General features: G+C 66.0%; 14 protein-coding genes. 5 read left to right on the forward strand and 9 right to left on the reverse strand.

Translation table 11 applies throughout. The annotated features are described in order from the left end of the window. Positions 1-24: 24 nt before the first annotated feature. The gene (locus AC56LG_RS01935) at positions 25-2,679 is read right to left on the reverse strand and encodes a M1 family metallopeptidase (protein WP_497164447.1); all 2,655 of its coding nucleotides are present in this window, start codon (positions 2,677-2,679) and stop codon (positions 25-27) included. 326 nt (positions 2,680-3,005) lie between these two features. Between AC56LG_RS01935 and AC56LG_RS01940 the strand changes: the two genes are divergently transcribed. Continuing rightward, entirely contained in the window at positions 3,006-3,287 is a 282-nt protein-coding gene (locus AC56LG_RS01940) for a flagellar protein FliT (RefSeq protein WP_497164448.1), read from the forward strand. A 254-nt stretch (positions 3,288-3,541) separates the two neighbouring features. Then, the gene (locus tag AC56LG_RS01945) at positions 3,542-4,546 is read left to right on the forward strand and encodes a tetratricopeptide repeat protein (RefSeq protein ID WP_497164449.1); all 1,005 of its coding nucleotides are present in this window, start codon (positions 3,542-3,544) and stop codon (positions 4,544-4,546) included. A 310-nt stretch (positions 4,547-4,856) separates the two neighbouring features. Here AC56LG_RS01945 and AC56LG_RS01950 read toward each other — a convergent pair whose 3' ends face one another. Next, entirely contained in the window at positions 4,857-6,134 is a 1,278-nt protein-coding gene (locus AC56LG_RS01950; protein ID WP_497164450.1) for a FimV/HubP-related protein, read from the reverse strand. 90 nt (positions 6,135-6,224) lie between these two features. On the opposite strand from AC56LG_RS01950, the gene fumC reads away from it, so the two are divergent. From fumC to AC56LG_RS01965, 3 genes are all read left to right on the forward strand, one after another. After that, complete coding sequence (gene fumC / locus AC56LG_RS01955; protein ID WP_497164451.1) at positions 6,225-7,619, forward strand: class II fumarate hydratase; 1,395 nt, start codon at positions 6,225-6,227, stop codon at positions 7,617-7,619. Positions 7,620-7,702: 83 nt separating this feature from the next. Beyond that, positions 7,703-7,915 (forward strand): RNA-binding S4 domain-containing protein, encoded by a 213-nt coding sequence (locus tag AC56LG_RS01960; RefSeq protein WP_192054427.1) that lies wholly within the window; start codon positions 7,703-7,705, stop codon positions 7,913-7,915. Between the two features lie 106 nt (positions 7,916-8,021). Then, complete coding sequence (locus tag AC56LG_RS01965) at positions 8,022-8,306, forward strand: DUF883 family protein (RefSeq protein WP_497164452.1); 285 nt, start codon at positions 8,022-8,024, stop codon at positions 8,304-8,306. A 309-nt stretch (positions 8,307-8,615) separates the two neighbouring features. Here the strand turns inward: AC56LG_RS01965 and AC56LG_RS01970 are convergent, their stop codons facing one another. The 7 genes from AC56LG_RS01970 to AC56LG_RS02000 all read right to left on the reverse strand — a co-directional run bounded on the left by AC56LG_RS01970 (position 8,616) and on the right by AC56LG_RS02000 (position 13,372). Then, complete coding sequence (locus AC56LG_RS01970; protein ID WP_192054423.1) at positions 8,616-8,816, reverse strand: YjfB family protein; 201 nt, start codon at positions 8,814-8,816, stop codon at positions 8,616-8,618. 19 nt (positions 8,817-8,835) lie between these two features. Further along, positions 8,836-9,387, reverse strand: a complete 552-nt coding sequence (mobB, locus tag AC56LG_RS01975; protein WP_497164453.1) for a molybdopterin-guanine dinucleotide biosynthesis protein B — start codon at positions 9,385-9,387, stop codon at positions 8,836-8,838. 4 nt (positions 9,388-9,391) lie between these two features. Continuing rightward, positions 9,392-10,222, reverse strand: a complete 831-nt coding sequence (locus AC56LG_RS01980) for a general secretion pathway protein GspB (RefSeq protein WP_497164454.1) — start codon at positions 10,220-10,222, stop codon at positions 9,392-9,394. Continuing rightward, entirely contained in the window at positions 10,223-11,821 is a 1,599-nt protein-coding gene (locus AC56LG_RS01985) for an ExeA family protein (protein WP_497164455.1), read from the reverse strand. Between the two features lie 6 nt (positions 11,822-11,827). Beyond that, positions 11,828-12,289: a hypothetical protein gene (locus AC56LG_RS01990; RefSeq protein WP_497164456.1), complete on the reverse strand. Its 462-nt coding sequence runs from the start codon at positions 12,287-12,289 to the stop codon at positions 11,828-11,830. 5 nt (positions 12,290-12,294) lie between these two features. After that, the gene (locus AC56LG_RS01995; RefSeq protein WP_497164457.1) at positions 12,295-12,480 is read right to left on the reverse strand and encodes a hypothetical protein; all 186 of its coding nucleotides are present in this window, start codon (positions 12,478-12,480) and stop codon (positions 12,295-12,297) included. A gap of 67 nt (positions 12,481-12,547) precedes the next feature. After that, the gene (locus tag AC56LG_RS02000; protein ID WP_497164458.1) at positions 12,548-13,372 is read right to left on the reverse strand and encodes a metal-dependent hydrolase; all 825 of its coding nucleotides are present in this window, start codon (positions 13,370-13,372) and stop codon (positions 12,548-12,550) included. Between the last annotated feature and the right edge of the window lie 57 nt (positions 13,373-13,429).

Consider the following 13,429-nt stretch of genomic DNA (forward strand, 5'->3'; position numbering starts at 1 on the left):
GGTTTATTTTCGATGATTATTATTTTATTGTTGCTGCGCCTGCAATGCGGCGCGCACCTGCGGCAGCAGGCGCGCCTTTTGCGCCGCGCGCACGCGAATGCCATTTCCGACCCGACGAGCTTCGACCAGCGCGTCCGGCCCGAAGTTCTGGCCCACATACTGCTCCATCATATCCGCATGACGCGCATCAGACGATCCCGCCACGACCGAGGCGAGCGCGCGGTTGCGGCCGACGGCGTCGGCACTCTTGAGCAGGGCGTCGCGATGGGCGACCGCGAATTCCCAGGCCTGGTCGGGATGCTCGCGGCCGATGCTCGAGACGATCATGGTCGACAGGTTGGCCGGGATCTCGGGCGATACCGCCATGCTCAGCGCGCTGGCCGCCAGCGCCGGATCCTGCACCAGCGTCATCGCGCCGCCAAAACGGTTGCGTTCCTCGTCGGTGCGGGCGGCGGCCACCTGCTTGCCGAGGGCGGCATAAGTGGCGCCGTCGGCATAGCGGCCGACCGTGCTGACGACGAAGTCGAGCATTTCCGGGCTGACCGATGCCGGGTCGGCCTGGTAACGCGCGAAGCGCTGGCGCGCCTCTTGAATCGCGCCTTCGTCGCCGGCGCGCGCCAGGCTCAACGCCAACAGCGCGCGCAATTGACGCTCTTCGGCCGCTTCGCCCGCCTTCGGCTCCCAGCCCAGCTGCGCAAAGCGCGGCCGCACGAAGCCGATCACGAAGCGCCGGATCGGCGCCTGCTCCGGTTCGCCGCGCGCGAGATTGTCGAGCGTGCCGAGATTGCCCAGGATCGATTGCCATACCGCCAGGCGCGGCTCGTCGCCGTACTTGGCCACCAGCGCCATGTAGGCGTCGAGCTGCATGCGCCCCGCGGCCACCAGGCTCCAGGTATCGGTCAGGAGTTTCAGGCGGGTCGGGTCCGGTAGCCGCGCCGCGTTTGCCGCCAGCGCGTCGAAGCTGGCGCGGTCGTACTGGATGCGGAAAAAGCCGACGCTGTGCGGGTCGACTACCAGCGTACCTTCGCAACCGCCCTGCGTGATCGTGGTGCTGCGGTTGGCCAGCAGCGTGTACCAGGCCTTGCCATTGACGGTACCGACCTGCAGCGGCACGCTCCATAACCGGTTTTCAGGCGCCGGCTCGTCGAGGCGGTACTGTTCCTGCGACAAGGTGACCTGGCGCTTGCCGTCGACGCAGGCCTGGCTCACCGAAATCAGGGGGTAACCCGGCTGGGTGGTCCAGTCGCCGGCGAGTTTACTGACCGGCTTGCCCGATGCCTTTTCGATCGCCGCCCACAAATCTGCCGTGGTTGTGTTCGAATACTGGTGCTTCGCCATATAGGCACGGATACCCTTGCGGAACGGGTCCTCGCCGACATAGGCTTCGAGCATGCGCAGGAAGCCCTGCCCTTTTACATAAGTGATGGAATCGAAGGCGCCGGCGGCCTGCTCTTCGTTGTCGATGCGGGTCTGGATCGGGTGCGTGGTCTTGCGCGCATCAAGATTCAGTACGCCCTCGCGCTCGGCGATGCCGTCCAGGTAGGGGCGCCATTCCGGATGAAAATGTTCGGTGGCCTTGGACGCCATCCAGGAAGCAAACCCTTCGTTCAGCCACAGGTTGTCCCACCAGGCCATGGTGACCAGGTTGCCGAACCACTGGTGCGCCACCTCGTGGGCGTTGACTTCGAAGGTGAGTTTCTTGACGTTTTCCGGGCTCTTTTTCGGATCGTACAAGAGCGTCGATTCGTTGTAGACGATGCCGCCCCAGTTTTCCATCGCACCATTAAAGCCGCCGGGGATCGCGATCTGGTCGAGCTTGGCCAGCGGATACGGCACGCCGAAGTAATTGTTGTAGTAGCGCAGCAGGTCCTTGGTGGCTTGCAGCGCGAAAGCGGTCGAGCCGAGCTTGCCGGCGGTGGTGACGACGCCGATCTCGACGCCGTCCTGGCGCGCCGCCACGCGCTCCATTTCGCCCGCCACCAGCACCACCAGGTAACTCGGCATCTTCGGGGTCGGCGCGAAGGCGAAGCGCTGCATGCCGCCGGCGAGCTTTTCCTGCTTCTCGACCGGGGTGTTCGAATAGGCCTTGAAGCTGGCGGGGACGTCGACGGTGAGCTTGAACTTTGCCCGGAATGCCGGCTCGTCCCAGGTCGGCAGCATGCGCCGGGCATCGGACGGCTCCATCGTGGTGGCGATCAATTTCCTGTCGGCGCCGTCGGCTTTGTAGCCCACCTGGAACAGGCCGCGTCCTTCGCGGTTGATCTGGCCGGTGAATGCCAGCGCCAGCACGTAGCGTCCAGGCGCCAGCGGCGCGCCGAGTTCAAAAGTGAGCGTTTCCTGCTTGTCGTCGAGAATCGGCGCCAGCATGCGTTCGGCCATCCCGCGGCCAGACAGGGACGCGCGCTCGATGCCCAGGTTGGCGGCATTCAGGACGATGCGCGCCGTCGGCCGCAGCACCTCGATCTCGACACGCTGGGTGCCGCGGAAGGTGTCGGCCTTGATGTCGGGTACCAGATGGGCGTCGTACAGCAGCGGGATGACGTCTTTCGGCAGCTTGCCGGGCGTGGCGGCGAACGAAAACGGGGCTTCGGCCTGGGCGGGAGCGGTGGTGGTGCTGAACGCCAGGGTCAATGCCAGGGCCAGGGCGGGGGTGGCGCGGGATGCGCGTGGATGTCTCATGGTTCCCTCTCTCGCTTTCTTTTTATGTGTTTTCTATGTGGTGTGTTTCTGTGCTCGATACGCCGCGCCTGGCGCAGCGACCCAGTTCGCACTGTACAGAAAGCGCTCGCCTGGCTGGTCTGGAATGCGACAGACGGCAAAAAGAGGCGCTGGACTGCACAATCCTGCCGCCACGCGCAGTTGCCAACGCAGTTGTCAGTGCAGTTGCCAAGCTGTTGAGAAAAATTTTCAATTATTTTTGCAAACAACCCTAAAGTTCGACCGGGCTCTGCCGTAAAAGGAAGACAACCGGGAATCCGGCCGAAAAAAATTGCAGCGGTGTCAACATGACCTCCAACGACGTTCTCTCGATGTATGAAAATATTGCCGGCCTGACGGGCAAGATGGCGGCGGCGGCACAATCGGGCGACTGGAACGGGTTCGACAGCTTGCAGGCGCAATGCGCGGCCCAGGCCGGCGCAGCGGCGACCGGCGTACCGGCCCTGGATGGCGCCAAGCGCCTGCGCAAGATCGACCTGCTGAAACAGATCATGGCCAATGACCGCGCCGTGCGCGACGTGACCGAACCATGGATGGGCCAACTGGACCGCGCGCTGCGCACGCACTGAGCCGCTCTTCTCCTCTCCGAAAAAAGCGCCTGCGGGCGCTTTTTTTTCGTCCTCATCCTTTGCGGACACTTTGCGGGCACGCAAGCGTCTCCAGCAAGGCGCCCGCTACATTGACTTCTTCATGGCGGCGCCGGCGCATATCACATTGCTTGGGGGAAGATTTGATGAAGCACTATCTAGGCGTATTCTTTTTATGGATATGCCTCATCGGCAGAGCGGTTGCCGCAGGAAGCGCCGGCGCCTCCTGCGACGGCATGCGTATTGCCGACCTCAGCGCGCGGGCCGCGCAGGACGACATCAAGGCGCAGGAATTGCTGGGCTGGTGCTACGCGGTCGGCCAAGGCGTGAAGGCGGATGCGCAACAGGCCGTGCGCTGGTTCAGCCGGGCCGCCAGCCAGGGCAGCGTATTCGCCCAGCGCAAGCTGGGCACGGCATACGCCCAGGGTCTTGGCGTGCCGCAAGACTACGACACGGCAATCGATTGGCTGTCGCGTGTCGTCGAAGGGGGCCATGCCGACGTCAAGCTGGACCTGGCGAAGCTGTATCTCGCGCAGTCGCCGCGGCGCGACGTGGCGCACGCGCTCGCACTGGCGACGCCGTTCGCCGAAAAAGGGGTGCTCGATGCCCAGTTTCTGTTGGGGCGCATCTACGCGTCCCAACTTGACCCGCCCGACGTCGACCGGGCGCTGGTCTGGTACCGCAAGGCGGCCGAGCGCGGCAATGCCGATGCCCAGAATAACCTGGGCATGCTCTACTTGCGCGGCAAAGGCGTCGTGCGCAATGCCGCGCTCGGCAACCAATGGATCAGGCGTGCGGCCATGGGGGGAAATCCGACCGCCCAGTTCAACCTCGGGTTAGCCTGCCTTTACGGCGCAGGCGCCGCCCGCGATGACAGGCAGGCGCGCTACTGGTTCGAACTGGCTGCGAGCCAGGGCTATCGTCATGCCTGGGGCGAACTTGCACGGATGTACCGCGACGGCCTGGGTGTAGCGCACAACACGGTGGCGGCCGCGGCGCTGCGCATGCTGGCGCGGCGCGGCGCAGACGAGGCCAACCAGGCGGCGGCTGGCGACCAGCCGGGTTCGCGCCTCACGCGCAAGGAACGGGACCAGGCGCAGCGCCTTGCCGACGCGATGTTGCGCTCGAAGCAGCCGCTGGAGACGCTGGCGCAGTTCGTCAAACAGGCGCCCCGGGAGAAGCCGCAACCGCCCAATGCCGCCAGAGCAGCCGGCTTGTTGCCAGTGAGCGGACAAAAATAAAGGCGCCCATTGACGCCTTCGTTTTTTGCGGTGCGACTGCCATGCAATCGACCACATGAATTCGGAGAGCAACACCAGGAAACCTGGTGCCGCCTCTTTGCCGGTTGCATCCGGCGTCCTCTGCCGCTGTTGGCAGCCTGACCGCTTCCGAAAACAGGCGCCTTGCAGCGTACATCCGGAACCCGCGCCACGCTATCGGTGGTGGCTGCGCCGGACTCTGTTTCGTTTTGTGGTTTTGATAACCAACGAATTCAGTATAGCGCAATTTTTGCGCTTGTGTAGACCAATTGTGCGCGCCCTGTCGGGCACGTTATTCCGGTTGCGAAACCGCCTCGGCTGCCGGCGCCGGCGCTTGCACAGAGGCCCCTGCCGCGGCCGCCGCCTTGGCGCGTCCCGGCATCAGGCGCGCCTTGACTGACGCCATGAATTGCGGTTTCGCTGCCCCGTCAACTGGCGCCGTGGACAGCTTGGCCGGCTTGTGCTCGGGTGGAATCTTGCCGAAGCGCGAACGCTTGCGGCGGCGCAGCAGCGCCAGCACCAGCCCGGCGATGGCGGCCACGGCCGCGATGCCGGCGCCGATCAGCAGCCACGGCGTCTCCGCTTGCGGCGGCTCGGGCTTCTTCGGCTTGCGGTGAATACGCGGCGCACCCTTGGGAGTGTCTTTTACAGCATCCTTCGGGGTTTCCTGCGCCATCGGAGCTGGCGCAACTGCCTCGACCGCGGCCGGCGGCGCTACTGCCGCCGCGGCGTCCGGCACGGCCGATGGCGCGGCGCCCGCACCTGCCTGCAGCACCTTTACTTTTTCCTCGAGCTGGCCCAACTGGTGGTGCAAGGCTGCATTCTTTTCGCCCAGCGCCACGCAGGCGTTCAGGGGCGCGCTCGCCGCCTGCGGGGCGCAGCTCGGCGCTTCGGCGGGCGCGGCTGGCCTGGTCTCGTGGACCGCCTTTGGCGCCGCCTTGGGCTTGGGTGCGCTCTTGCGCACGACGGGCGTTGCCGGAGGCGCGCCCTCTTCCACGTATTCCTCTCCTGCCTGCAGGGCGGCGGCCGGGCGCGGCGCAGGTACGGGTTTGCGCGCCGGCACAGGACGCGCTGCCGCTGCGGCCTTTGGCGCGTCGGCCTGGGCTTCGCGTACGGGGAGCGCAGCGGGTGCGGATACGGCTACCGGCGCGGGCGCGGGCGCTGGCGCTGGCGCCGGGTTCGGGTCCGGCGTCAGCCACAGCGTCACCAGACGCACGCTGCGCTGGCCGGCGTCGACCAGTTCGAGGTAGACGTGCAGGTGCCGGCTCTCGACCGGCTTGAGGGAAGTCAGATGCAGGAACTGGCGGCCATCGCGCCGCGTCACACGCATGTCGAGGCTGGACAGGACCGGCGGCATGGCGATGTTGGCGCCGCGGTACACGTCCGGGTTGGCCAGGCGCACCGCCACCGGCGTGCCCGGGTCCTCGACCAGGGTCAGCTCGACATCCGCCGCCAGCGCCTGCCCGATGTGCGACATTACCCGGGCTTCGCCCAGTTCGGCCGCATGGCCGGCGGCGGTAGCGCCGGCAAGCAGCAGTGTCGTCAGGATGTGGGGAGTACGCAGTGCCATGGAAGGAAGAATTTGTAGCCTAAGCGTAATTAACGGGTGTTCGGATACACTCTTTAGCTCCCGCATCGAAATAAATAACAGGACAAGTTCATGGAAAACCGGATAGAAAAAGACAGTTTCGGCCCGATCGACGTCCCGGCCGACCGCCTCTGGGGTGCCCAGACCCAACGCTCGCTGCACCATTTCCACATTTCGACCGAACGCATGGCGCCGGAACTGGTCGCCGCGCTGGCCCAGGTCAAGCGCGCCGCGGCGGCGGTGAACCGTTCGCTCGGCAAGCTGCCGAAGGACAAGGCCGACGCCATCATCGCCGCCGCCGACGAAGTGCTCGATGGCCGCTATCCGGACGAATTCCCGCTCGCCGTCTGGCAAACCGGTTCCGGCACGCAAAGCAACATGAACATGAACGAGGTGCTGGCCAACCGCGCATCCGAACTGGCCGGCGGCGAGCGGGGCCAGGCGCGCCTGCTGCATCCGAACGACCACGTCAACATGGGCCAGTCGTCGAACGACATCTTCCCTACCGCCATGCACGTGGCGGCGGCGCTGGCGGTCTCGAAAGACGTGCTGCCCTCGCTGGCGCGCCTGCGCGGAACCCTGCAAATCAAGGCGCGCGACTTTGCCGACATCGTCAAGATCGGCCGCACCCACCTGCAGGACGCCACGCCACTCACGCTGGGCCAGGAGTTTTCCGGCTACGTCGCCCAGCTCGAATTTGCCGAAGGCGCGATCCGCGCATCGCTGCCCGGCCTGCTGGCGCTGGCGGCCGGCGGCACGGCGGTCGGCACCGGCCTGAACGCGCACCCCGACTTCGCCGCGCGCATCGCCGCCGAACTCGGTTCGCGCACTGGCCTGGCGTTCAAGACGGCGCCCAACAAATTCGCGGCGCTGGCCGGGCACGACGCGCTGGTCGCCAGCCACGGCGCCTTCAAGACGCTTGCCACTGCGCTCATGAAAATCGCCAACGACGTGCGCTGGATGGCGTCCGGTCCACGCTCGGGCCTGGGCGAAATCACGATCCCGGAAAACGAACCGGGCAGCTCGATCATGCCGGGCAAGGTCAATCCGACCCAGTGCGAAGCGCTCACCATGCTGTGCTGCCAGGTCTTCGGCAACGACGTCGCGTTGACGGTCGGCGCCTCGCAGGGCAATTTCGAATTGAACGTGTTCAAGCCGATGATCGCGCATAACTTCCTGCAGAGCGCGCGCCTGCTGGCCGACGGCATGCGTTCCTTCGAGGAGCACTGCGCGCGCGGCATCGAGCCGAACCGCGTGCGCATCGGCGAACTGATGGAGCGCTCGCTGATGCTGGTGACCGCACTGGCCCCGCACATCGGGTATGATGCCGCCGCGCAGATTGCCAAGCATGCACAGCACGAGGGCATCACCCTGCGCGAAGCGGCGCGGCAGTCGGGGCTGGTCAGCGAAGAACAATTCGACCAGTGGATCGTCCCGATGGACATGACGCGCCCCGATCCGGAGTAAGCACTCCCCGCGCCGCACGATGAGCTTGCCTTGGCACCTTGGCAAGCTCAATTGTGCGACGTGCAATTTTTCCCGAGGATAGTATGCAAAAGACAACTTTCGAACTGACATCCGAGTTCGTCGAACTCAACCAACTGCTGAAACTGGTCGGCCTGGTCGACAGTGGCGGCGCCGGCAAGAACATGGTGGCCAGCGGTGTGGTGTCGGTCGATGGCAAGAAGGAACTGCGCAAGACCGCAAAGATCCGCACCGGCCAGACCGTGACCGTGGGAGACGTGCGGATTTCCGTGCAGTAGGCGGACTACCAGCCTCTACGGCGCACGTTTGCGCGCAGACAAACGCGACCGGTAGTCCTTGTTTTAATTTTAAGACGTGACCAACCGTCTTTTAAGGGTGAAGGCAATGGAAACCCCGGAAGAAAACCCGCAAACGCAGGAAAGGCTGATCGGCGACCTGCGCCTCGTCATCGAGAACGCGCAAGAGCTGCTGAAAAACACCGATCAGTACACGAGCGTCCTCTACCAGAACGCGCGCGCCAAGCTGGCCATGGCCCTGAACGCCGCCAACGAAGAGCTCGAACGCTTCGAAGACGCGCAACTGTGCCGCATGATGGAAGCGACCCGCCTCGCCACCGAGCATTGCGCCGGCATGACCGGCGAAGAGCGCATCCTGCGCGCTTTCCATTGAGTTCACCGCGGCGCCGGCCTGGCGCCGCGTTCTTCCTTCGGGCGCCCGGTGCGGTGCCGCGAACGGCCTTGCCTGGTTCTTTGTGGTTCGTAGGGTGCGCTCTTGAGCGCACGCGGTATGGCGCCGGCATATCGACACATCAGAGGATGTACGGCGTGCGCTCGAGAGCGCACCCTACAGTCCCATTTTGTATGCGTCACGAAAAAATCAAAGGGTCCAGCGCGTGGAGTCGGGACTCCACCCTACAAAAGCTGCGGTTCGTAGGGTGCGCTCTCGAGCGCACGCGGTTTGTCAAACGCAGGTCAGGAATCAGGCAGTGGTATTGATCGTCTTGCCCAGGTGCGCCGGCAGGTTTTGCGCTGGCTGGGGCGGGGTGATGCCGGAGAGAAGCTGGCTCATGTGCGCCTGTTGCATGTCCTGCTGCTTCTTCAGCATGGTGACCGCCACTTCGTCTTTCCGGCCGGTCTCTGCAATAGTGGTGGACAACTTGGCGATGCTGGTGACGTCCATGACGGTCTCCTGTTGAGGGTTATCCCCCATTAACGGTTTTTTCGCCGGAAACTTTAGCCTTTGTCACTAACCACGCGCTGAGCCAGCGCAAGACGTCTTCCGGCGCATTCAGGTCGAGCCAGGCCGGCGCTGCGCCTGGCGGAGCTGGGCCGTCCGAGGCCACCGCCAGCACGAGCGGATCGTCCGGGTACAGCGGCGCGCGTCCCAGCGCCGGGCGATAGACCTCGAGCTTGGGCAGCGCTTCCCATTTATAGCCCTCGACCAAGGTCAGGTCGGCCGGCGCCAGCCGCGCCAACTGCTCGGCCAGGGGCGGTTCCGCCGCGCCGCGCAGCTCGCGCAGGATGGCGTAGCGGTAGGGCGAGGCAATCATCACCTCGGCCGCACCGGCCATGCGCAGGCGCGCGCTGTCCTTGCGCGGCGGTTCGAGTTCGATGTCGTGGTGGCTGTGCTTGACCACGTTGACGCGCAGGCCGCGCGCCGCCAGGTTTGACACGAGAAACTCGAGCAGGGTCGTCTTGCCGCTGCCGGACCAGCCGACCACGGCCAGCACGGCGGGCGCAGGAGGGGACACGGAATCAGTAACCGACACGATAGCGGGTACCCCGATAATTCATCACCGCATATTTCGGCATCAGCCGTTCCAGCACCAGGCCGGGCGCCACCTCCTCGCCTTCACGGCGCAGGGTCTTGTCGATCAGCAGCAGCCGGTCGGCCGGATTGGGCGAGTAGATGTAGCCGCCGACGGCCACTTTCGGCACCTCGCGCTGGATTGCCTCGGGCAGTTGCTGCAGGGTGCGCAGCGTTTCTTCCGCGGCCGGATCAGGGGCGCTTACCGGTGCGGCCGGTGGCTCAGGGGTGCGTGCCGGTGCCGGCAGGTAGACCGCTTCGGGTGCAGCGTCGCGCGTGGCGGCTGGCGCCGGGGGTGCGGCAGCAACGCGCGGCGCCGGCGTTGATGGGACCGGTGCCGCAGGTAGCGCCGCAGCCGGTGGCGGTGGCGCTGGCACGGCAGGCGCCGTCGCGGCGGCAACGTTCATCGGGCTGGCGCGCGGGGCCGCACTCGGTGCCACCGGCGCGTCGACAACCGGAGGTACATCCGCCACGGCAACCGCCGGTGCCGGCGGCACGGCAACAGCGGAGGCCCCGCCCGGTGCGGCCGTGTTGCCGGCCGGCGTGTCCGCCCGCGCCAGCACGGCCGGCTCGCCTCCCGGCGCTGCCGAACGCCACGCGATCCCTGCCACCAGGGCCGCGGCGACGGCGCCCGCGCCGAGGCCGATCAGCAGCGGTTTGCGGTTCGCCGTGGTGGCCGCAGCCGGCACGTGCACCGGGGCCGGCGTATGGATATCGGGTGCATTGCCCAGCTGGCGTTCGGCTTGCGCCTTTTTGAGTGCTTCGAGAATGTACGACATTTAGTGTCCCGTCCCGGTGGCGGCGAGCAGGCGCGGCTCGGCGACCCCGGTCAGCTGGTTGAGGCGCATGTAGGTGCGCGGTCCGGCGACGCCGTCCGCCTTCAGGTTCTGCTTCGCCTGGAAGTCGCGCAGCAAGTCCTGGGTGCGCGCATTGAACGGTTGCTGCGCCGGCGGCGCGGCGGCGCCCCCGAGCTGGGCCAGGCGCGCGGCCAGCCAGTCGACGTCCGCGCCCTGGTCGCCCGGCGCCAGGTGGTCGCGGAAGGCGCGCGGCATTTTCCAGAAGGTCGTGTATTCGCCGGTGAAACGCGGCGCCAGCGCTGCAAGATCGACGCGTTGGCGTTTTCCTGCATCCTTCCCGCTACCCAGCAAAGTCACGCTACGCTCGTCCATCCCGACCAGCACCGCATAACTGGTGGTGCGCCCGTCGCGCAGCGTGATGACGGCTGGACGGTCGAGCTGGCGCAATTCATAGATGCCGCCGCGGCCCGCATGGCAGCGCAGATCAAACCGGAACGCGACCTGGCACGGCTCGCCGGCCGGCAAGGCGGCGCCCCAGAGCGTGCCCAGGGCGCGCAAGGCCGATGCTTCGTCGGCGTGCGCGCGCGGCAAGGCGGCAGCCGGCGCCGCGGCGGGTGCGATCGTTCCCTTTGCCGCGACCGCGCGCGCTTCCACAGGCGCGGCCCGATGCGGCAGCACCTGCCAGGCAGCCGCCGCGCTGAGGGCGGCGCCGGCCAGCAGCGCCCCGGCCACCAGCGGCCAGCGCGCCGGACGCGCCGGCGCCGCCGCTTCTCCGGCAAACACTTCCTCGGCCGCCCTGGCCAGGATGGTGCGCGTCACCTCGCGGCTGTTCTCGACATAGGCGCCCAGCAGCGCACGGTCGCACAGCAGGTTGATGCGGCGCGGCACGCCGCCGGTGAGGCGGTGCACCTGCGCCACGATCGCGGCCGGAAACACCGGCGCGCCCTGGCTGCCCGCCACCGCCATCCGGTGCGCCATGTAGGCGCCCGTCTCGGGCGTGCTCAGCGGCCCGAGGTGGTAGCGCGCGATCACGCGCTGCGCCAGTTGCTCCAGTTCCGGGCGCGCCAGCATGGTGCGCAGTTCCGGCTGGCCGATCAGGATGATCTGCAGCAGCTTGCGCTCGCTCGTTTCCAGGTTGGTCAGCAGGCGCAATTGCTCCAGCACGTCGGGCGCCAGGTTCTGGGCTTCGTCGATGACGAGCACGTTGTTACGCCCCAGCGCATGCGATTCCAGCAAGTACGCGTTGATCGCATCGACATAGCCCTTGACGCCCCCTTCCCCGCCGGGCGCTGCGATGCGGAACTCTTCGCACACCGATTGCAGCAGTTCGCCGACGGTCAGCTTGGGGTTGAAGATATACGCCAGGCGGCAATTGTCGGGCACCTGTTCGATGAAGCAGCGGCAAACCGTGGTCTTGCCGGCGCCGATTTCTCCGGTCAGCAGCACGAAGCCGCCGCCGCTGTTGATGCCGTACAGCAGGTGCGCCAGCGCCTCGCGGTGGCGCTCGCTCATGAACAGGTAGCGCGGGTCGGGGGCGATCGAGAACGGCGCCTGCTTCAGGTTGAAATAATTGGTGTACATGCGGAGCTAAGGACCTGGCGGAAGAGGTTTGTACCTCGCGCAGTATATTTTGGATTTATCGTTGTGATAAGCGATGACGCTGCCCGGATTCGACACCCGCAACGGCGTCTGCGACGCATCAACTGCTTTGTGGCGCACACCCACCGCCGCATGGATCGCCGCTTCCAGTTCGTCCGGCTTGCTGTCGATCACGGCGGCGATGAAGACCATCGGATCGGTGTCGTCGCTGACCATCAGTTCAAGTACCTGCTTGCCCCACAGGGTCGCATCGCCCTTGAACCAGAAGGCGCCGCCCTCGTGCTTGATGGCGGGACCGAAGGCAGCAGTCATATAGGAATGAAAATAGGCGTTGTCGAGCTGGCTGCGGCAGAGCAGCGCGCTGCCGATCACGGGGCCGAAGGTCGAGGGCAGCGCCTGCGCCGCCGAGCACGCGAGCGCCAGCAGCACGCCGCCGGCGGCGCGGCGCACCCGGGTCACAGCTTCGACAGCCAGTTGCGGTTGGCGGCGATTTTCGCCTTGGCCGCTGCCGGCAAGGCCTCGTAACAGCCGGGATGCTGCTTGAGCGCATTTTCGCGGACCTCTTTTTCGAGGCCATTCACGATAAATACGTAGACGGTAGCGCCCTCTCTGTTCTTGCGCGTGCCCATGTAACGAATCACTTGTTTCTCCTCACTCGACATGCGCATTATGACACTTGCAGCCGTTCGAGGGCAGCGGCTTCGTCCCTCAGGCACTTGCCGGGCGTACCGGCCGCCATGCCGTATTGTTGTGCTCGAGCCACGCTTCGATCAGCTGGCGGTTGTCGTGCTGCCAGGGATGAAAGGATGGCGAAAAATATTCCAGCGCCGGTTTCGGCAAGTGCCAAGCCAATCCGTTGCGGCCGAACCAGATTTTCAAGGCATTGCCCCAGGTGCGCGCCTTGAACAGCTGGCCATCACGGTGCAGATTGAAAGCGGTCTGCAAAAAGGTCTCGAAAGCAAACATGACGCTCACGTGCACAAACCAGAGCACGCGCCGCCAGTAGCCGCCCCCCGCCGCGCGGTAGGCATCGAAGGCGACGCCCTTGTGCTCGGTTTCCTCGACCGCATGCCAGGACCAGACCGTGCGCATGCGTGGCTCGGCGCCTTCGAGCCACTGCGGATAGCGCAGCACGCCGTCGGCCAGCATCGCCGTGTAATGTTCGAGCGCGCAAGTGATCGCCAGCCGGCTCAGCACGCTCATGCGGTCGATGCGGCGCATGCGCTTGCGGGTGGCCGCTTCGCGCGTATAGGGCAAGCCCTGGCGCTCGAGCTCCTTGTTGTACTGCACGTGGATGTGGCGGTGGGTCGCTTCCTGCCCGATGAAATCTTTGACCTCGGCGCGCAGCGCCGGGTCCGTCAGGCATTCCTGCGGCACGGCGCGCACGGCGTCGATGAACAGTTGTTCGCCGAGCGGGAAACTCATCGACAAGGCGTTGAACAGCTGGGTGCGATAGGCGTCGCCGCCATTCCAGTGGCGCCCGAACCCCTGGGACAGGTCGACCTCGATCTTGCGAACGGTGAGTGTGGACATACGAGTTCCTTTCGTCTGGCGGACGCACGCGGCACCGTTCGGCGCCCGTTTTCGATC

The sequence above is a fragment of the Telluria sp. ZB2R32 genome (assembly GCF_059685715.1).

Excerpts from the sequence above, each read along its gene's own strand:
- AC56LG_RS01960 (WP_192054427.1), top strand. The coding sequence starts at position 7,703 with ATGCAAAAGACAACTTTCGAACTGACATCCGAGTTCGTCGAACTCAAC.
- AC56LG_RS01965 (WP_497164452.1), top strand. The coding sequence starts at position 8,022 with ATGGAAACCCCGGAAGAAAACCCGCAAACGCAGGAAAGGCTGATCGGC.
- AC56LG_RS01985 (WP_497164455.1), bottom strand. The coding sequence starts at position 11,821 with ATGTACACCAATTATTTCAACCTGAAGCAGGCGCCGTTCTCGATCGCC.
- AC56LG_RS01950 (WP_497164450.1), bottom strand. The coding sequence starts at position 6,134 with ATGGCACTGCGTACTCCCCACATCCTGACGACACTGCTGCTTGCCGGC.
- AC56LG_RS02000 (WP_497164458.1), bottom strand. The coding sequence starts at position 13,372 with ATGTCCACACTCACCGTTCGCAAGATCGAGGTCGACCTGTCCCAGGGG.
- AC56LG_RS01940 (WP_497164448.1), top strand. The coding sequence starts at position 3,006 with ATGACCTCCAACGACGTTCTCTCGATGTATGAAAATATTGCCGGCCTG.
- AC56LG_RS01935 (WP_497164447.1), bottom strand. The coding sequence starts at position 2,679 with ATGAGACATCCACGCGCATCCCGCGCCACCCCCGCCCTGGCCCTGGCA.
- fumC (WP_497164451.1), top strand. The coding sequence starts at position 6,225 with ATGGAAAACCGGATAGAAAAAGACAGTTTCGGCCCGATCGACGTCCCG.
- AC56LG_RS01945 (WP_497164449.1), top strand. The coding sequence starts at position 3,542 with ATGCGTATTGCCGACCTCAGCGCGCGGGCCGCGCAGGACGACATCAAG.
- AC56LG_RS01970 (WP_192054423.1), bottom strand. The coding sequence starts at position 8,816 with ATGGACGTCACCAGCATCGCCAAGTTGTCCACCACTATTGCAGAGACC.
- AC56LG_RS01980 (WP_497164454.1), bottom strand. The coding sequence starts at position 10,222 with ATGTCGTACATTCTCGAAGCACTCAAAAAGGCGCAAGCCGAACGCCAG.